Source organism: Lacticaseibacillus paracasei subsp. paracasei (genome assembly GCF_000829035.1).
Lineage (GTDB): Bacteria > Bacillota > Bacilli > Lactobacillales > Lactobacillaceae > Lacticaseibacillus > Lacticaseibacillus paracasei.
Genome location: NZ_AP012541.1, coordinates 2,655,597 through 2,674,871, shown reverse-complemented (window position 1 = coordinate 2,674,871; position 19,275 = coordinate 2,655,597). Strand labels below are relative to the sequence as shown.

At 46.0% G+C, this 19,275-nt stretch carries 18 protein-coding genes and 2 pseudogenes; 13 read left to right on the top strand and 7 right to left on the bottom strand.

Annotated features, from left to right (window positions below):
• Positions 1 to 55: 55 nt before the first annotated feature.
• From purR to LBPC_RS13100, 5 genes and pseudogenes are all read left to right on the top strand, one after another.
• Complete coding sequence (purR, locus tag LBPC_RS13120) at positions 56 to 904, top strand: pur operon repressor (protein ID WP_003567724.1); 849 nt, start codon at positions 56 to 58, stop codon at positions 902 to 904.
• Positions 901 to 2,094: pseudogene (locus LBPC_RS13115) on the top strand (VanZ family protein). The gene purR and the pseudogene LBPC_RS13115 overlap by 4 nt, the downstream one beginning before the upstream one ends.
• Before the next feature lie 139 nt (positions 2,095 to 2,233).
• Entirely contained in the window at positions 2,234 to 3,622 is a 1,389-nt protein-coding gene (gene glmU / locus LBPC_RS13110) for a bifunctional UDP-N-acetylglucosamine diphosphorylase/glucosamine-1-phosphate N-acetyltransferase GlmU (protein WP_003581112.1), read from the top strand.
• A 97-nt stretch (positions 3,623 to 3,719) separates the two neighbouring features.
• On the top strand, positions 3,720 to 4,694 hold the full coding sequence (locus LBPC_RS13105; protein WP_003567718.1) for a ribose-phosphate diphosphokinase: 975 nt from the start codon (positions 3,720 to 3,722) through the stop codon (positions 4,692 to 4,694).
• 295 nt (positions 4,695 to 4,989) lie between these two features.
• Positions 4,990 to 5,328 (top strand): ASCH domain-containing protein, encoded by a 339-nt coding sequence (locus tag LBPC_RS13100; protein WP_016365539.1) that lies wholly within the window; start codon positions 4,990 to 4,992, stop codon positions 5,326 to 5,328.
• Positions 5,329 to 5,489: 161 nt separating this feature from the next.
• Here LBPC_RS13100 and LBPC_RS13095 read toward each other — a convergent pair.
• From LBPC_RS13095 to LBPC_RS13085, 3 genes and pseudogenes are all read right to left on the bottom strand, one after another.
• Positions 5,490 to 5,990 (bottom strand): annotated as a pseudogene (locus LBPC_RS13095) (hypothetical protein); the annotation flags it as partial.
• 181 nt (positions 5,991 to 6,171) lie between these two features.
• Complete coding sequence (gene mscL, locus LBPC_RS13090) at positions 6,172 to 6,543, bottom strand: large-conductance mechanosensitive channel protein MscL (protein WP_003571482.1); 372 nt, start codon at positions 6,541 to 6,543, stop codon at positions 6,172 to 6,174.
• A gap of 62 nt (positions 6,544 to 6,605) precedes the next feature.
• A complete protein-coding gene (locus tag LBPC_RS13085) occupies positions 6,606 to 7,664 on the bottom strand; it encodes a YdcF family protein (RefSeq protein WP_003662685.1) in 1,059 nt (352 codons plus the stop codon).
• Between the two features lie 71 nt (positions 7,665 to 7,735).
• Here LBPC_RS13085 and LBPC_RS13080 point away from each other — a divergent pair, with 71 nt between their 5' ends.
• Positions 7,736 to 8,188: an NUDIX hydrolase gene (locus LBPC_RS13080; RefSeq protein WP_003567704.1), complete on the top strand. Its 453-nt coding sequence runs from the start codon at positions 7,736 to 7,738 to the stop codon at positions 8,186 to 8,188.
• An 8-nt stretch (positions 8,189 to 8,196) separates the two neighbouring features.
• On the opposite strand, the gene LBPC_RS13075 is transcribed toward LBPC_RS13080, so the two are convergent.
• Positions 8,197 to 9,549, bottom strand: coding sequence for an HD domain-containing protein (locus tag LBPC_RS13075; RefSeq protein ID WP_003576490.1), 1,353 nt, complete (start codon positions 9,547 to 9,549; stop codon positions 8,197 to 8,199).
• Positions 9,539 to 10,387, bottom strand: a complete 849-nt coding sequence (locus tag LBPC_RS13070) for a lipoate--protein ligase family protein (protein WP_003662687.1) — start codon at positions 10,385 to 10,387, stop codon at positions 9,539 to 9,541. The genes LBPC_RS13075 and LBPC_RS13070 overlap by 11 nt, the downstream gene beginning before the upstream one ends.
• 180 nt (positions 10,388 to 10,567) lie before the next feature.
• Between LBPC_RS13070 and LBPC_RS13065 the strand changes: the two genes are divergently transcribed.
• The 6 genes from LBPC_RS13065 to LBPC_RS13040 all read left to right on the top strand — a co-directional run bounded on the left by LBPC_RS13065 (position 10,568) and on the right by LBPC_RS13040 (position 16,876).
• Positions 10,568 to 11,014 (top strand): YwiB family protein, encoded by a 447-nt coding sequence (locus LBPC_RS13065; RefSeq protein WP_003567697.1) that lies wholly within the window; start codon positions 10,568 to 10,570, stop codon positions 11,012 to 11,014.
• Positions 11,015 to 11,066: 52 nt separating this feature from the next.
• On the top strand, positions 11,067 to 11,738 hold the full coding sequence (gene rpoE, locus LBPC_RS13060) for a DNA-directed RNA polymerase subunit delta (protein WP_003658743.1): 672 nt from the start codon (positions 11,067 to 11,069) through the stop codon (positions 11,736 to 11,738).
• 417 nt (positions 11,739 to 12,155) lie between these two features.
• Positions 12,156 to 13,037, top strand: a complete 882-nt coding sequence (locus LBPC_RS13055; RefSeq protein WP_016365606.1) for a TMEM175 family protein — start codon at positions 12,156 to 12,158, stop codon at positions 13,035 to 13,037.
• A gap of 239 nt (positions 13,038 to 13,276) precedes the next feature.
• Positions 13,277 to 14,881, top strand: a complete 1,605-nt coding sequence (locus LBPC_RS13050) for a CTP synthase (RefSeq protein ID WP_003662689.1) — start codon at positions 13,277 to 13,279, stop codon at positions 14,879 to 14,881.
• Positions 14,882 to 15,269: 388 nt separating this feature from the next.
• On the top strand, positions 15,270 to 16,529 hold the full coding sequence (locus tag LBPC_RS13045; RefSeq protein WP_003567689.1) for a UDP-N-acetylglucosamine 1-carboxyvinyltransferase: 1,260 nt from the start codon (positions 15,270 to 15,272) through the stop codon (positions 16,527 to 16,529).
• Between the two features lie 95 nt (positions 16,530 to 16,624).
• A complete protein-coding gene (locus tag LBPC_RS13040) occupies positions 16,625 to 16,876 on the top strand; it encodes a type B 50S ribosomal protein L31 (RefSeq protein ID WP_003567687.1) in 252 nt (83 codons plus the stop codon).
• Between the two features lie 381 nt (positions 16,877 to 17,257).
• Here the strand turns inward: LBPC_RS13040 and LBPC_RS13035 are convergent, their stop codons facing one another.
• Entirely contained in the window at positions 17,258 to 17,686 is a 429-nt protein-coding gene (locus LBPC_RS13035; RefSeq protein ID WP_003567685.1) for a hypothetical protein, read from the bottom strand.
• Between the two features lie 99 nt (positions 17,687 to 17,785).
• Here LBPC_RS13035 and LBPC_RS13030 point away from each other — a divergent pair, with 99 nt between their 5' ends.
• On the top strand, positions 17,786 to 18,463 hold the full coding sequence (locus LBPC_RS13030; protein WP_003567683.1) for a DUF2238 domain-containing protein: 678 nt from the start codon (positions 17,786 to 17,788) through the stop codon (positions 18,461 to 18,463).
• Here LBPC_RS13030 and LBPC_RS13025 read toward each other — a convergent pair.
• Positions 18,460 to 19,107 (bottom strand): hypothetical protein, encoded by a 648-nt coding sequence (locus LBPC_RS13025; protein ID WP_003662690.1) that lies wholly within the window; start codon positions 19,105 to 19,107, stop codon positions 18,460 to 18,462. The genes LBPC_RS13030 and LBPC_RS13025 overlap by 4 nt on opposite strands.
• Positions 19,108 to 19,275: the final 168 nt, after the last annotated feature.

Below are 19,275 nucleotides of genomic sequence, written 5' to 3'. Positions count from 1 at the left end.
AGATTATCACGCAATGTTAGTGTGGTGCTAAATATTCGGTGTTAGGAGCGAAATGATGAAAGTAAGACGAAGTGACCGGTTAATTGATATGACCCGGTATTTATTAGAACGACCGCATACCTTGATTCCACTGACTTTTTTCTCAAAACGGTATGAGAGTGCGAAGTCTTCTATCAGTGAAGATCTGGCTATTGTCCGGCGAACATTTGCCCAGCGACAGACGGGCATTCTTGAAACGGTGCCAGGCGCGGCAGGCGGTGTGCGCTATATTCCGATCATGGGAGAAGATGAGGCGGAAAACTTTATTGCCGCTATGTCCAAACGTTTATCCGAGACAGATCGCTTATTGCCAGGCGGCTACGTTTATCTTTCCGATCTGTTAGGAACACCTAGTGTGCTACGGCAAATTGGGCGATTAATTGCCACCCAATATCGCGAGGCCCATGTCGATGCTGTCATGACGGTTGCAACCAAAGGTATTCCAATTGCGCAAAGTGTTAGTCAGTATCTGAATGTGCCGTTTGTGATTGTGCGCCGCGACTCCAAGATTACGGAAGGTTCCACAGTGTCCGTGAACTATGTGTCCGGTTCATCTGCGCGAATTGAAAAGATGGAACTGAGTAAACGCAGCTTGCCAGCTAACTCAAGAGTTCTGATTGTGGACGACTTCATGAAAGGCGGCGGCACCGTCAATGGCATGAAGGCTCTGATTGATGAATTCAATGCCAAAATGGTCGGTATCACGGTTTTCGCTGAAGGTAAGTTCGACGGTGATCGGATGGTCAGTGAATATACATCATTGATTCGGGTTGACAAGGTGGACACTAAAGCCAATACGCTTCATGCCACAGCTGGCAATTTTCTAGATCAGAATCGTCAACTACTCGAGGTGGCTGGTCAATGAGTGCTTATCTCGGACCGGTCAGAACTGCGATCATCACGTTTCCGTTTTTAGCGCTGGTGTTGGCATTACCATTTCTGGTCGTCGTTTATCGACGGTACGGTGCCTTTAGCTGGTGGCGTGCAGTCGTGATCTACTCGTTCGTCTTTTATCTGCTATCAGCCTACTTTTTGATTATTTTGCCGTTGCCTTCGCGAGCAGCAGTTGCGCAGTTCACCGGGCCTAAATATAATCTGGAACCCTTCATGGCGTTGCGTTATTTCGTGCATACAACCGTGTTCGTGCCAACCAATCCGCATACTTGGTTGGCAGCGTTAAAGCAATCCGCTTTCATTCAGCCGTTCTTTAACGTCATTTTGACGATTCCGTTTGGCTTTTACTTGCGCTATTACTTCAAACGCAGCGTGCCGCAGATTATTTTGATGAGTTTTGGCTTAAGTTTATTCTTCGAACTGACGCAATTGTCAGGACTCTACGGTTATTATCCGCGTCCGTATCGACTCTTTGACGTTGATGACCTGATTTTGAATACGACAGGCGGCTTTTTGGGCGGTGTGTTTGCACCAATTCTGATGCGCGCGTTGCCGTCACGGGACATCATTGATGCGAAAAGTCAGGCGCGCGGTGCTCGGGTGACTTTGGCTCGCCGATTTGCTGCGTTTATCATTGATTTCTTTCTCTTCAGTGGGATTATTGGCGTGTTAATTCAAATCCTGCTGCATTTGCTGGGACTGGATCAGCTACCAGGTTTTCTCGGCAATTATGTCCTGCCGCTATTCTTTGTCTTTGTTCTTTGGCCAGCATTTAATCAAGGGCAGACACTGGGAAAAAGTCTTGTACGAATCAAAATAGTTCGGACAAATGGCCAGCCGATTGGGTTCTGGCGTCTCTTTTTACGTGAGAGTCTGCTTTACGGGCTGGCTTTGCCGAGCTTTATGGGATTGAATTAATTTTTTGGCGAGTATTTCGGCGCCTTCCATCGAACCGAAATCAATTTAGCGGCGCTGGGATTCTTTGGCCTCTTGTCGCTACTCTTTCTCATCAATTTTGCATGGGAAATCATTTCGCGTCATCACCGTTTCTTTTACGATGCATGGACCGATACCACCCAAATTAGCACCTTCCAGTCACAACCAAAAGATCCTGTTGCTAGGCAGGATTCAGCCAATGACGATGACATACAAAAGTCATAAGCCAATCATAGTCAACAACAGACCCGTGGCAACATGGGTCTGTTGTTGTGGACAGCCACAGACACAAGCCACCCACTTGTTGTCAGCTTCCCGTGGCTGGGCTATCATGAAGACAGAATATTAGGATTGGAGCATAAACATGTCAAAGAAATTCACCATTATTCTTGCGGCCGGTAAAGGGACGCGGATGAAATCAAAGTATTACAAGGTTTTACAGCCGGTCTGTGGCAAAAGTATGGTCGAGCATGTGGTGAGTCAGGTGGAAGCCATCCATCCCGATGCCATTGTAACAATTGTTGGCCATGGCGCAGAAGCAGTTGAAGAAACGCTAGGCAAGCGCACGAAGTTTGTTTTGCAATCTGAACAGTTGGGAACTGGACATGCCGTTTTACAAGCTGAACCGTTACTTGGTCAAAAAGAAGGCGCAACCCTCATTATCAGTGGTGATACGCCATTGTTTACCGCCAAAACGTTGAATGATTTATTTGCTTATCACGAAGCCAAAGGCGCAAAGGCGACTATTTTGACTGCCAGTGCTCCTGATCCAACCGGTTACGGCCGCATTATTCGCGACTCAGACGGCAATGTCGTGAAGAATGTAGAACAAAAAGATGCAACGCCGGAAGAAGCATTGATTTCTGAAATCAATACCGGCGTCTATGTCTTTGACAACCAGGCTCTGTTCAAGGCGTTGCATCAAGTGAATAATAATAATGCCCAAGGCGAGTATTATTTGCCAGATGTACTAGGCATTTTGCGCGACGCTGGCGAAAAAGTGGCTGCCTATCAGATGCCAGATTATACCGAATCATTGGGCGTCAATGATCGGGTCGCATTGGCGCGGGCAACCCGCCTGATGCAGCAGCGCATTAATGAACAGCATATGCGCAATGGTGTGACCTTAATTGACCCAGCAACGACTTATATCGATACCGAGGTCAAAATCGGTGCCGATACCGTGATTGAACCCGGTGTTTACTTGAAGGGGAAAACAGTCATTGGCGAAGATTGCCATATTGGTACCCACTCTGAACTAGTCGATGCCACACTGGAAAATGATGTCACAGTAACTAGTTCAACCATCGAGCATGCCGTGATGCACGCTCATAGTGACATTGGTCCAAATTCGCATCTGCGGCCTGATGCTGACATCGGCGAATACGTCCATCTAGGCAATTTTGTCGAAATTAAAAAAGCCAAGATCGGTGCCCGCACCAAAGTTGGTCATTTAACGTATGTTGGCAATGCGACCTTGGGAACGGATATTAATGTTGGTTGCGGCGTTGTTTTCGTCAACTATGATGGCGTTCAGAAGTGGGAAAGCAAGATTGGCGATCATGCCTTTATCGGTTCAAATTCCAATATTGTGGCGCCAGTGGATGTTGCTGACCATAGCTTTATTGCTGCTGGTTCAACGATCACAAAAGATGTCCCGTTTCACGCGATGGCCATCGCCCGCGCACGACAAACCAACAAAGATGATTTTTGGAAACGCCTGCCGCTGGCAAAAGATCCAGATTGGAATTAGGTTATAATTCTATTCATGTGCTTGCTTTTTTTCGTCAGTCCGCTAAGATTTCTGTGGAACAATTTTTCGCAGCCCATAACAATTCGTGGAGGAACATATGTCTGAGCAATACGGTGACCCGAGATTAAAGATTTTTGCTTTGAATTCGAACAAGCCGTTGGCAGAGAAAATCGCTGCCGAGGTCGGTGTGAAACTAGGAAAGTCGTCGGTTAAGCGGTTCAGCGATGGTGAAATTCAAATCAACATCGAAGAAAGTATTCGTGGGGATGATGTTTATCTCATCCAATCCACTTCCAGCCCGGTTAACGACAACTTGATGGAACTGTTGATTATGATCGATGCTTTGCGCCGCGCTTCTGCGCATACGATCAACGTGGTTATGCCTTATTACGGTTATGCCCGTCAGGATCGGAAAGCCCGTTCACGGGAACCGATCACAGCCAAGCTTGTTGCCAACATGTTAGAACGTGCCGGCGCCACACGTGTTTTGGCGCTGGACCTGCATGCCGCGCAGATTCAAGGATTTTTCGATATTCCGGTTGACCATCTTGTCGGCGCCCCATTGCTGGCAGATTACTTCTTACGGAATCACTACGATGGTGCCGACACCGTTGTCGTGTCACCTGACCATGGCGGTGTTACCCGTGCCCGAAAACTAGCAGAATTCTTGAAGGCACCGATTGCGATCATTGACAAGCGCCGTCCGCGTCCGAATGTTGCGGAAGTGATGAATATTGTTGGTAATGTTACTGGCAAACAATGTATCATCATTGATGACATGATCGACACTGCGGGCACCATTACGCTCGCTGCTCAAGCATTGAAGGATGCCGGTGCGACCGAAGTGCTCGTGGCCGCGACCCATGCCATCTTCTCTGGTCCGGCTGTTGAACGCTTGACCCACTCAGCTATTGAAAAGGTTGTTGTGACTGACTCCATTAATCTTCCAGCTGACAAGCATATGGATAAACTGGATGTGGTTTCAGTTGGTCCGCTGATGGGTCGCGCCATCATGCGGATTCAGGAAAATCGTTCCGTGACACCGTTGTTTGAAAATCGGTTTACGAAATAGTACTAAAAAAGCTGCACCTATATTCAGGTACGGCTTTTTTATTTACCTGCATCATTGGTGTTGAAGCAAATAAACGACATATAGTCGCAAGAAAGTCATATAATGTGAAAAGTTGCATAGCGACTATCGTGTAAATGCTTGAGTGGTGATGTTGGTGACCTTTTTCTATTCCGTTCTACTGCTGGATCCACCGTTGGTTTTGTTTGCCGAGACAGTAACCAACTACTTGCATCAGACAAAGCGTCATTAGATTAACAGCCACTGAGATTAGCTGAAAAGGGGGCACAACCGGCAGATGCGAATGGGATTAGCTCACGATCAGTTTTTGTTAGTCAAACAAGGCAGCAAAACGATTGAGATCAGACTCAATGATGAAAAACGGCAACAATTAAAAGTTGGCGATACGATTGTGTTTGAAGACACCACAACGGCACAAACACAGCGCAGGACAGTAGGTGCCCTGGAAAAATTCACCAGTTTTGCTGAGTTGTATCACAAATATCGCGGTCCGCAGGTAGGCAGTGCAGCAACGGATTCCGAAACGAAAATGGTTGCAGATACGTATCAGCTATACACAGCATGGCAGGAAGCAAGCTTTGGTGTTTTGGCCATTCATTTACAACCAACATTTTAATGACAACGACAAAAGCGACAGTCATCATCTGAAATAGATTAGATGACTGTCGCTTTTTATGTGCGTTGATGATCAATAAACCAGACTTTTGAATGCTTTCTTAGAAGTCACCAATGACTGTCATTTTTTCAAGCTACCGGTGTAAATACTGTGCCAATTTATCAGAGCAGTTTTAAGAAGATGGTGGCGATGATGACTGAGGCGACGGAAACTGTGGCAAATCCGCCAACCAGCATCTTCGGCATCATTTGTTGGGTTAAGTATTCCTCTTCATCTTCGGTTGTTGCCATCGCTCGCGCCACTTCCGAAGTCAGGATGTAGTCCGCTGGGAAGCCAAAAAGAGCTGTCAGCGAGCAAGAAAATGCCATTTGCCAAGACATACCGAATGGTTTAGCAAGTAGCCGCGATGCTAAGAACATGCCCAGAACGCCCAAGGCAATTAGGACAATGATTTGGAGGACAATACCACCAAGCACAGCTGGCGTGGTGGCACTCAGTTGACCAAAGACATAGGCGAGCAAGCCGTACATCAACCAGTTAAAGACGCCAGCCTTGTTCAAAGCATTGTCCTCAAGAAAACCGATTTGATGCGCGATAACCCCGAAGATTAAACAAACCACATTAGAATTGATGACATTGTTTGTCAATGTCCCAAACCCCATTTGTTGAATTTAAATTAATGTACAGCTATGAAACCCCAAGCTTTTGGTAAAGAATCAAGTTGTCAAACAAGCGTTAATATTCAATTATTCATATAAAAAGTGGCCTCGCGCAAATACTGCAACGAGGCCACTTTTTATATTTATGGGATAAAGCGTTGTACAAGATGATTGTTTTAGGTTATTAGACCTGTTGATCTTGCTTTAACAGATCGCGAATTTCTGTTAGCAATTCTTCTTGTGTCGGACCAGCTGGTTTGGCCGGTTTTGACGGTAAAATGCGGTTAATACCTTTGACTAGCAGAAAGACTACAAAAGCAATAATCAAGAAGTTGAGCACGTCATTGATAAAATTCCCATATGTAAACTTGGCGCCCAATATCGTGAAATAAAGCCCGCTGAGGTCAGCTTTGCCCGCAAACATGGATAAAATCGGGTTGATAAGGTTTTTAGTTAAAGAGGTGACTAAACCAGTGAAGGCACTGCCGATGATGACCCCAACGGCTAAGTCTAGCACGTTACCTCGCATGATAAATTTCTGAAATTCTTTTAACATAAACAGTAACTCCCTTCAAAATTAGTATACTGAAATCAACACTTATGCTGCATCTCTGCGGCTTATCCCAGATGCCAAACCCGTAAGAATTCAGCAATCGCAATCAAGACAATGAGGCCAAATGCGACAGCATGCCGTCGCTTACATAGAACCACTAAGGCGAGGTATTCGCGAATCACCGCATTGGGTAGGAAGTAGAACGAAGTCGCGCCGCCGACACCATTGGCGGCAATGCCAGCCATGCGGGCAAAGATGCCTGCGCGAAACAAATGGTAATTATTTGTGAAAAAGCTAGCCTTATAAGGTGATTCACCAATTTCTTGAGTAATGAGACGTTTGGAAAATTGCATATTTTCCAATGTGGTGGTTGACTGATCCTCAAGAAGCGTGTCACCTTCAGCGATGCCTTTTCCTAAAGCGTATCGTTGCATGGCCATCGCTTCTGAGATGGCCTCATCGCTCCCCTTACCGCCAGAAAAAATAATTCGCGGCGCTGGTCGGCCCTTTTTGATTTGTTTGCGATAGAACTTGATCGCAGCATCGATTCGGCTCGCTAGCAACGGTGAAACTTGGTCGCCATGTAACAAACCGGCGCCCAGCACAATGAGAAATGTACGATTGTGCGGTTGCGGACGAAAGTTATACAGAATCAAAACTGTAAGAAAATTATACAACGTTAAGAGCACATAAAAGCCGCCGAGACCAAAAAAGATTGCAAGAGAGAAGTACAACGGATCAGGAATGAACCGGCGACCAAAAGAAGCAGCAATTTCGATCAGCAACAAACCAATTGCAATATATAAAGTCAGCATATTGCTCAATGAATGACCTTCACGCCGCCAAACCAGAATGGCATTCCACAACAACCAGAATAAATGCAACGCAAAGAGCAAGGCAACGATCAAAATAATGATCAGGAACAATACGCCGGTGACCGATATTAGCAACAAATTGCCTGACCTTAAAATGGCAATCGCTAACGCCACAAGAAACGTGACCGCGAAAAAATTAAACAAGACACCATTAATCAACCGTCGCGGCTCCACGGTGAAACTAAAAGCGAAGATGACACCTAATACGATCGGTATCGCAAAAATAATAAAAAGTTCCTGAGCTGACATTGGAAAGTCTCCTTGTGTAGAGGTTAAAAAATGATTAGGGTATAATGTGATTAAAAGCGGAGGTAATCAACATGATCGATCCTGTGTTTGGCCGAAAAGATCCAAAGTTAGATTATCATACCCGGATTGGCGCATATGGCGTCATACCGGATCATAGTGGCGCTCGGTTGCTGATTCTGCAGGCGCCCAACCACGCCTTATTCTTGCCGGGCGGCGGCGTCGAGGAAGGCGAAACGCCAGAAGTCACGTTGGCACGCGAACTGTTAGAAGAATTTGGCGCAACCGTTCATGTCACCCAAAAGTTGGGCAAGTCATCTGAATATTTTTACTCTCATCACCGTCAAACAGCTTACTATCATCCGGCAACTTTTTTTGCTTGTGATCAATTGGCGTTTGTACAAGATCCGCTGGAAACTTTTAATACCTTGATGTTAATGCCGATTGACCTAGCCCTCGCTGAGCTGAAACGACCGACCCACCGTTGGGCAGTTGCCAAATGGCTAGCCAATCAACCTAAGCGATAAGGCAGTCATCAATCGTTAAAGTGTGGATCAATGAGACCGCCATTCAGCAGATAATGCTGGAACTTTTCATAAATTGGCGAAAACAGGTTACTGTCTTGCGTGGCTAGCATTTCTTTTGGAAAGTAGAACCGTTTGTCACCGGTTGCCCGACCGCTAAGTGCCGCGACTAACGGTGATAGGGTGGAGAGCTCCTCAAGCGTCCCATCTTTTTGCATGATCTCGATTTGCGTTTTTGGATTTGCGGAAGCTGGGTCGTATTGGTCATATGGTAAGTCAAAACTATCATTTTCCGCTGTGTAGTAGTGCGGGTCAAAGCCGGCTGATGCTACCAAATCCCTTAAGCGTGGCAAGAGATAGGCTGTTTGGTCAGTAAAGGTCACAGACTTCAGTGGTCGGCGGTTCAAGAAGCGATCAGCAAAATCGCTTAAGATACTGTCTGGATAATCTAGCCAGTAAGTGAAGTAAGTGTTTAACACGCCATCGTCGAGTTTCAAATAGTCGGTGAGGTTAAAAGTTTGTTCAAAAAATGGCACGAGTAGCCGCGGCGAAAAGCCAGATTCAAACTGACCGGACTCATACAGGAATTTGGCACGTTTTAGCAGATGGAAAAGAATGACTTCCATGCCACGAGACACAGGGTGGAAATAAACCTGCTGGTACATCTGAAACCGACTGACAACATAATCCTCGACCGCATGCATGCCGTTGGCTTCATAAGCGATGCCATCCGAGTATGGTCGCATGACTCGCAGAATTCGCGAAAGGTCGAAGAGACCATACTTCGTGCCGGTGTAATAAGCATCGTGCAACAAATAATCCATCCGATCAGCATCAATCTGACTGGAGATCATTTGCACGACTTGCGGATTCGGATAGGTGTGGTTGATAACCGATGCGACCATCTCAGGAAATTCCGGACCGACACCACGCAGAATTTTGTTCACGTTCGTATGCGGATCCGTGAGAATTGCTCGCGTAATCGCCTCGTGATCGGTGTCGAAAATGTGCTCAAATGTATGCGAATAGGCACCATGGCCGATATCGTGCAGCAAGGCGGCACATAACACGACTGGCCGTTCGGCGTCATCCCATAGGCCATCGCCAGGTGTTTGTGTCGGATAGTTGTTGACAAAGTTGTCACACATTTCACGGGCAATTTCATAAACACCAAGTGAATGGGCAAACCTAGTATGTTCGGCGCCTTGAAAAACATAATCAGAAACGCCGAGCTGTTTAATGCGGCGTAATCGCTGAAATTCTGGGGTATTAATCAGGTCCAGAATGACGCGATGTTGCACATGGACATAATTATGAACTGGATCGCGAAAGACTTTTTCGCGAGGTAACTTTTCAAATAGCATCATGTTCTCCCATCTTTTTTAGGCTGCGATTGCGCGTGTGCAAATCGGCAGTCGCTTCTGCCAGCGCCTTATGGTAAGCTGGATCGCGCAAAAGGGTTGGCATTGAATTCATATCAGCGGCGATGCCAGTGTCAGCCAAGGCATTTAGCAAGGCGACCGTTGCTTGCTCAAGCGTTAACGGTCGTCCCAGTAAGTCGCTAAGAGTCGTCATGGTTTCGGATCGAATCACGGGGAAGGTAAAATGTGAGCTGGCAGCAGCCTTGCCTTCATGATAGAATCGCCGAAGCAAGGCACAACGAGCGTCTTGATTACCGAAAATACTGCAATAAAGCATCACAACGATGCCGGCGCGATTACGACGTTGGGCCATGCCCGCAAACTTTTGTCCGCGAACACTTAAGTCGTATTTACCGGGACAATAAGAGTGGACGATTTCAGTGGTCGCAATTGGCAGACTCGGAAACGCGGTGCGGAAAAGCTGGGTCATCAACTCGTATGCGCCGTTAATTGAAAGCTCGTCTTCATTTGGCAAAAATAGCGATACATTCAAAACCCCACGGTCTGCAATGACCGCTAAACCGCCAGAATTACGAACGAAGAAACCATAGCCATCACTTGCCAATACCCGCAATCCACGACCGAGTTGCGGCAATTTTAGATCTTGCATGCCTAGAATGACGGTTTGGTCTGCCGTCCAGAAATGCAGCATCAAAGGCGGGTGCAATTCAGGATGTGCCAATAACGCGTTAGTATGGGCAAAACTGAGCGGCGCCTCGTCTTTTGTAAAATTTTGCTGAAAAATTGCTGCCTGCTGGCCGGCCAGTGTTGTCAAGTCCATCACGCGCCTTCTTTCTATATGATAGATTACTTATATTATAACTAAGGTAACAAGCCACGTCAGTTGGAACTGCATTTTCATTGCATATCTTGCAGTAAGTGATTTGAAACATGGATAATTGTTACGACTCGACCAGTTTGACCAGTGGGCGTACAATAGCTGTTAGAAAGGATTGACATTATGGATCTTTCACAAGGAGTGCCGATTCAAATTCACCTTGAGACGTTTGTGACGCAGGGTGAGGACAATGAGACACATGTTTTTGACGAACCTGGAACGTTGGTGCAGATGGGAAACGCTTTATACATTCGTTACCAAGAAGTTGACGAAGATGCTGGGACCAGTATGCCGGTGACGATGAAGCTGCGTGAAGATGGCGATGTTCAGTTGTCGCGTGGCAGCAGCAACGGCGACACTCAGCTGAAACTGTTCTTTGCCAATGAAAAGCGCGTGCTGACGCGCTATCGCACACCGTACGGTATCATTCCGGTTGAAACGGTCACGCCACGGATTGACGTGCGCATGACAACTGAACCTGTGGCAGGTGAAGTTTACATTGAATATCAACTTTTTGCTAATAACCAGCACTTGGGTGATTATCGATTGAGATTGCAATTCAACGCCTGAGCGTGTATGATGAAAAACAGACTGTATAAACTGTGGAAAGGGCGTGTATCGGTTGAAACTCAAAGCATTTGCCAATGCCGATAAATCAGAATTATCAATGATCGAAGTAGCCCATGAGATCCTCAAAGAAAAAGGGGATACCATGGCGTTCGTTGATCTGGCCAACGAGATCCAGAATTATCTTGGTAAGCGTGACGAAGAAATTCGTGAACGTTTACCGCAATTCTACACGGATCTGAACGTGGATGGCAGTTTCATTTCTTTAGGCGATAACGTTTGGGGCCTGCGCGCTTGGTATCCATACGATTCCGTTGATGAAGAAGTTAACCATCCGGAAGATGAAGAAGAGGCACCACGTCGTAAGAAGCGTAAGAAGGTCAATGCCTTCTTAGCAGACGTTGCCGACGATGATGACGTGATCGACTATAACGATGATGATCCTGAAGATGAGGATCTCGACGCAGATAGCGATGACGACGATGATTTTGATGACGATGACTCAGGCTTCCACGACAAGGTCGGGAAGACGACTGACACAGACGATGACAGTGATGACGACCCAGATGATGGGCTGCCAGATGGTATCGAAGGTCAGCTAGCCGAATTCGGCGATGACGACAGCGACGATGATGATGATAACGATGACATCACCGCTGACTTCTCTGATGACGATGATGACGACAGCGATTCAGATGATGATGACGATAGCGACACCAAAAAGTAATGTTTGGCGAGCCGTGCCCATGTCTTGTGGGGACGGCTTTTTTTGTGTGCGCGAGCAGGCGCAATTAGCACCCGAAGTACTAGCCGATACAGGTCAACATGGATTGGTTTTGATGTTTTAGTTTTGGAGGCTCGTATATAGTTTGCTGCGTCTGTGGATCCACTTTCTGAATTGGGGCTGAATAGGTTTTTGCGACTGCGAGCCTGTTATGAAGCTCATTTTAGGTCCACTAGTAGGCAAATCCTAGAAGTGGCATACTGACCAAGATGATCGTGTTTTACCGCTATTTGTGGTATCCTAAAAACCTTAAAAGTGCGAGTGTTACAAGTTGACTGCTCCTAAATGTTCTTTTACGCTTTAAGACCGTTGACAATTTTTGACAAAGCACGATACTTTCTAACAAGAGGGGGATCTACGATGATTTCAAAAGAACTTAAAACCCGGTTAGATACGTTCATTGACGCTATTCTTGCGATTATTATTACCATTATGGTCTTGGAGTTGCCTGCGCAAAGTTGGGAACATCATGCCAACATTACTAATTTCTTTTTGGCAGTTGGGGTGTATGCTGTCAGTTTCTGTTTCGTGGCGAATATTTGGTACCAGCAAGCAACTTTGTTCAGCACCGTTGATCAGATTCCACGACGAATCGTGCTTTGGGAATTCATCTTGGTTTTCCTACTGTCACTGGTGCCAGCATTGACGCGACTGATGTCAGGAGATGTTGAATCCATCTCTGTGATTATCTATGGTGCGATCTACTTTTTGGTAATTGTCGTATTTCGACTCATATCAAGGACAATCGTGCATCAACAAGCCAATGATAAAGACGAAATGCGGAAAATTTATACCAGTATTTATGGGGAGCACAACTTAGAAAATGTTATCATGATCGCTGCGATTATGATTTTAGCTATTTTTGTGCCCAAGGCAGCGTATATTTTGTACATTGCGATTCCCATCCGTTCCTTCTTTACGATCGATAATGATGCCCGTGAATTAACCGGCATCCAGCAAATGGAAACAACTGGGCAACAAGATTATTTGCGCATGAGCCATGACCAGCAAGTGAAGTTCCGCCGTTTGGTTGGCGAGTTCATTCGCGAGTCGCGCAATGCTCGAGGTAATACTGAAATTAGTCGAACAGCATGGGAAAACTTCGCGAAAGCAGCTGAATCAGAGCTTAACATTAATCCAACAACACTCGGACATTGGTTTGCGGCTTTTCAGCAGGCAAAAAACACACATCAAAATGGTGCACCCTATCGTCAGGGACGACCGAGAAAAGTCCATGATTAAAGGATTTATAGCGGAAGCTGAAAGCTGACTTTAAGGCTGTCTTTGAGACGTGATGTTATTTATGATTATTTGGGACATTTCATACTTAAGTTTTAGGTCTTGACGTCTTTGCCACAATTAGTTAATATACAGCTTGGGCGCTTTACAAAATGTAAAGCCAATACGGTTCAAGCTCCCTGTTCGTATGAATAGGGAGCTTGTTTTTGTTTTTTCCCGATTATTAAAAAAGGAGACTGGCTATGACCAAGTATATTTTTGTTACCGGTGGGGTCGTATCGTCATTGGGTAAAGGGATTGTTGCGGCATCCTTAGGTCGTTTGTTAAAGAATCGCGGTTTGAAGATCACCATTCAAAAATTCGACCCTTATATCAATGTCGATCCTGGGACGATGAACCCTTATCAACATGGTGAAGTGTTCGTTACCGACGATGGCGCGGAGACCGACCTCGACCTTGGCCATTATGAACGGTTTATTGACATCAACCTGAATAAGTACAGCAACGTCACAACCGGGAAAATTTATTCTGAAGTTCTGCAACGTGAACGCCGCGGTGAATACCTCGGTGCGACCGTTCAAGTGATCCCCCACATTACCAACATGATCAAAGAGAAGATCATGCGGGCCGCAAAGCATAGCGACTCCGGTGTGATTATCACGGAAATCGGCGGTACGGTTGGCGATATCGAATCATTGCCATTCCTTGAAGCCATTCGCCAAATGAAGCGTGATGTTGGTTCGGAAAATGTTTTCTATATTCATGCTAGCCTTGTACCATACTTGCGCGCGGCCGATGAAATGAAGACGAAACCAACTCAGCACAGTGTTAAGGAATTGCGTAGTATTGGGATTCAGCCGAATATGCTCGTTGTCCGGACTGAAAAACCGATCACGGAAGATATGAAGAAGAAAATTGCGCTTTTCACTGATGTTCCGGAAAATGCGGTCATCGAATCACGCGATGCAAAGACGCTTTATTCAATTCCGCTGGCATTACAAGCGCAAGGCATGGATCAGATTGTGGTCGATCATTTCGGCTTTGATGTGCCTGATGCCGACATGCGTGCTTGGACGCAGCTTGAGCATAAAGTTCAGCATTTGACCCATACCACTAAGATTGCCTTGGTTGGTAAATACGTTGCTTTGAAAGATGCTTATATTTCTGTTGCCGAGGCGTTGAAGCATGCGGGCTACTATTGGGACTCTGATATTGATCTGCAAATGTTCCAAGCTGAAGATGTCAATGACGATAACGTTGAAAGCTTGTTGCAAGGCTTTGATGGGATTCTTGTTCCGGGCGGATTCGGTGATCGTGGTTTGGAAGGCAAAATTGCCGCGATTCGCTATGCTCGGGAAAACGATATTCCATTCCTTGGCATTTGCTTAGGTATGCAGATGGCCTCAGTCGAATTTGCGCGTGATGTGCTGGGCCTGAAAGATGCTGGTACAACTGAGACGCAACCTGATATCAAGGACCCGATCATTGACCTGATGCGTGATCAAGTGGGTGTCAAAAATCTTGGCGGTACCTTGCGACTTGGCCTTTATCCATGTGTTCTGAAGCCAGGTTCCGTTGCAGCGAAGGCTTATGACAATGCCCATGAAATTCAAAAGCGTCATCGTCATCGTTACGAATTCAACACCAAGTATCGTCAGGCAATGGAAGACCACGGCTTGGTATTTTCCGGTGTCAGCCCAGACAACCGCTTGATGGAAATTATTGAATATCCGAAGAACAAGTTCTTCGTTGCCCCACAATATCACCCAGAATTCCAATCGCGGCCAAACAAGCCGGAGGGATTATTCAAAGCCTTCATTCAGGCAGCAGGCGATTTTAAAGCTTAATAGCAGGTTTCATTGATTTATAAAGGCCGTCCTGAGGTATCATTACTTTGGGACGGCTTTTTTGGCAGATGAAGCACTCGGGGGGCAGCTCAGGTTCTTAAACGCGCTCGCTGGCGCAGAAACCTGCATGTAAGGACCATGGCCGCAATGGTCAAAGAGCGACCATTACGGCCAAGGCCACGTACATTCCGGTTTCTAATCGCGCCAGTTCGCGCTCTGTTCTTTTAGTCCTTGTTTTTTCCCATAGAATTCATTAAACTTGTATGTTGAGTGCATGATGAGTTTGTTGTGCCTCGCCTACCAGAAATCGCAGTTTATTTTGAAGCATAGATGCAGGCCAGCTTCAGCCTATTTGAAATGAACGACCTTTAAGTGAGGATTTAACTCAATGGAAAAAATGCTGATCCACGGCGGGAAGAAATTATCCGGTGAAGTTGTGATCGGCGGCGCGAAGAACAGTACCGTTGCCTTGATTCCGGCGGCGATTTTGTCACGCACCCCGGTCACACTTGATTCAGTTCCACATATTCAGGATGTCTATAATTTGATGGCGATTCTGGATGACATGAATGTCAAATCGGATTTTACTGAGAACGTCCTAACGATTGATCCAACTGAAATTAACGATGTTCCCCTGCCAAATGGCAAAATAAAAAGTTTGCGCGCTTCCTATTACTTCATGGGAGCGTTATTAGGGCGGTTTGGTAAAGCAATTGTCGGCTTGCCCGGCGGTGATGATATTGGACCACGACCGATTGATCAGCACATAAAAGGGTTCGAGGCACTGGGGGCTTCCGTCAGCAATGAACACGGCGCGATGGCCATCAAGGCACCAGCTGAAGGCTTGCACGGTGCACGCATCTTTTTGGATATGGTGTCCGTCGGTGCTACGATCAATGTCATTTTGGCTGCGGTAACAGCAAGAGGCCGGACCGTGATCGAAAATGCTGCCAAGGAACCAGAAATTATCGACTTAGCCACGTATCTGAATAATATGGGGGCTAAGGTTCGTGGCGCTGGTACCGATGTGATTCGGATTGACGGCGTGCCAACCCTTGAAGCACACAACTCACATACCATCATCCCTGATCGAATTGAAGCGGGGACTTATTTGGCGATGGCAGCTGCCATCGGCGAAGGTGTGAAAGTCAAAAATATTATTTCCGAACATTTAGATGCCTTTTTAGCTAAATTAGAGGAAATGGGTGTCGTCATGGATGTCGGTGAGGACAGTATCTTCGTTTACCCGTCTGGTGATTTGAAAATGGTTCAGATTAAAACCATGCCTTATCCAGGATTTGCAACTGATTTGCAGCAACCCATCACCCCGCTAATGCTGAAAGCTCATGGCGAGGGCTTGATCATTGATACCATTTATCCTAAACGAGTTCGGCATATTCCTGAGTTGTTGCGAATGGGCGCGGATATTACTATTGAAAATGACGTCATTATTTTGCATCATTGCGATCATTTGCAAGGCACTGAAGTTGCAGCTGAAGAAATTCGCGCAGGTGCTTGCTTAATGATTGCCGGTTTAATGGCGGAAGGCACGACAACGATTACCAAAGTTGATAATATCTTGCGTGGTTATGATCGTGTCGTCATGAAATTACGTGGCCTCGGCGCAGATGTTGAGTTGATTGATTGAGATTGCGTTTGAACCATGACCGTGATAGACTATTAGAGTTGTTGTAAGAGTATCTCTAGATCAGGCAATGATTTAGGGCAAAAGGAGTAATCATTATGAAGCAAGGCATCCATCCAGATTATCATCCAGTTGTCTTTATGGATTCAGCAACTGGTTTCAAATTTATCTCAGGTTCCACCAAAACTTCAAAAGAAACCGTTAAGTGGGAAGACGGCAAGGAATACCCATTAGTCCGGGTTGAAATTTCATCCGACTCCCATCCCTTCTACACCGGTAAGCAGAAATTCACTCAGGCCGATGGTCGGGTTGATCGTTTCAACAAGAAGTATGGTTTGGACAAGAAATAAACCAAAAACAGCCAATAGGGCTGTTTTTTTGTAGTTAAAACTTATGAATATATAAGTGGATTTATAAAATGAACAGAATTGTTGTTGAAAATGGAACCACCTAAGAGTTAGTGAATTGCTATACTTAGGTCAATAAGGCAGATGTATTTCAGCCTTAAGCTTACACATTAACTTACACTCCCAAAAAAGTTCCCCCAAACTTTTCCACCCTCGTGGTGGTTTTTTTGTTGAGCAAGAAAAGGTATCTTTAGTTGCGTTGTGCCTTTTCTCACGTTTCAGAGGCTATCAGCGCTTTGTCATTATCTGCACGATCATCAGTTTGACGCATCACAAGCGACCAAAAAGGCAGCCGCAATCCGGCTGCCTTTTGACACCAAAAAATTATTTTGCTTTTGGCATCACATTATCAATCAAATCTTCTACCTCTGGGCCGGACAGAATTTGTTGTTCAAGCTTAAGGTTTTGGACCACTTTACCATCACGAATGATAATGAGGTAGGAATCCTTGTAACCATCATTCAAATAAACGAAGGTAATCCCTGACTCAACGATGACCTGCGCTGATGCAGCACCACCCATAATCGGGTCAGCGCTGGCATCACTGTAAAAACTGATGGTCCGTTCTGGATCAGGATCATTCAACAAGGTGAGCTCAAATTCTAACTTGGTTGCTGTGTGCTCAGTGTCAAAATTTGCGTCATGTGTGAGATCATTGACATAATAGGGAAAGTCAAAAGCTTTAGCGACATCTTTCACGACAAATTGACTCATGGTGACGAGTTGATCTTCAGGTAATGTTTTGATCGGCATAGATAACACCTCCTATCTTTGAGTCTACACCAAGCGCTTACAAAGAGGTAGTAAATGACTTGCCGTGTCATGTTACATTAAAGAAAAGGGGCAAAAACAATGACAAAACGATCTAACTTTTTATACTGGCTGAATGTCGGTGGCGACCTGCTTTACTTATTGATTGTTGGTGGCCTTTATATCAGCGGCCGCTCGTTATTTCATGGTCAGATGATGTTATTGGCGCAGGTTGCGTCCGGCATATTGATTGTCAGCTTACCGCGATTGATGGAGCGGTGGTGGCATTTTAGATTTCCACCGGTTTTAATTTACTTATTCGAGATCTTTATACTTTTAAGCGTTTTACTGGGGACAGGATTGCAATGCTACAGTGTGCCTTATTGGGATAAGTTTGAACATTTATTCAGTGCCGCGATGCTCGCCGGTTTAGGATTTGCTATTTTTGCGGCATTGACCCCGCAAAAACGGTTGACATCAACAAGCCCGTTGTTGATGGCCTTGTTTGCACTAGCTTTTGGCACCACCATCGGCGTGCTCTGGGAATTTTATGAGTTCACCTTTGATGGATTATTAGGATTGAATATGCAGCGGTACATGGCGACTGGCGGCGAGCTACTGCGTGGCCGGGCGGCATTAATGGACACGATGGGTGATTTGTTTATGGACTTCTTTGGTTCGTTGGGACTTGCTTTGTTTGGTTATTTTGGAATCAAACGGGATCTACGTTGGTTGGACACCTTCGCATTCCAACCTGACCATAAGTCGGTTAACCATTAGCCGAATACATGCTGCAGTGTCAGCGTGTCGTTGGGTGTGAGGAAGTTGGGCTGGTAACGGGTGAGAAAATGAAATTCTTCCATCCCGACTTGCCGCTTAGCTTCCTCTTTTGATTGGGCGAGCCATCGCAGCCATGGGCCAATTGCTTGGCCGGCCATGAATTCGCGCGCGTAATCAAACAGCGCTGGCCATTCAGTCGCTGTCGCGATGACGGCCATATGTCCAAAAATCTGCGGATCGACTGAAATTTCTGGCAACTTTACTTCATGAGGCTGCAATTGCTTCATGAAAGCTGGCAAATCCATCGCCACTGTCAGCCACTGGTCGACTTCGGTATCAATATATCGAATCTGGCGTGGTTCCTGCTGGAGATCGAAGCCAAAATATTGGTGCCCGGTTTTGGCAAATGGCAAAAAATGTGCTGGCAAATCGTTTGAAGTCATGGCTGGACCAACAGTTGCAAAGGCGTGGATACCCACGCCGTCAATGGCATCACTCGTCGGCTCCTTAGTCGGAAGCCACCAATTCATCGGTAAAATACCTGTTTGAATGAGCTTAAAATAAGCAGGCGGAATGGCTGCTGTTTTTGGAATCGTTGGCAAATCAGGACGAGGGATAAGATTAGGCCATGGTTGTAACATCATAGGTCACCCTTTCTTAGATAGAATGAGGAGAGCTAGCGCAGAAACCGGGTTGACTTACGCTCTGATTGAAACGCGTTCGCTGGCGCAGAAACCTGCGTGTAAGGACCTTGGTCGCAATGGCTAAAGCCCGGCCATCGCGACCAAGGCCACTTGCACTCCGGTTTCTAA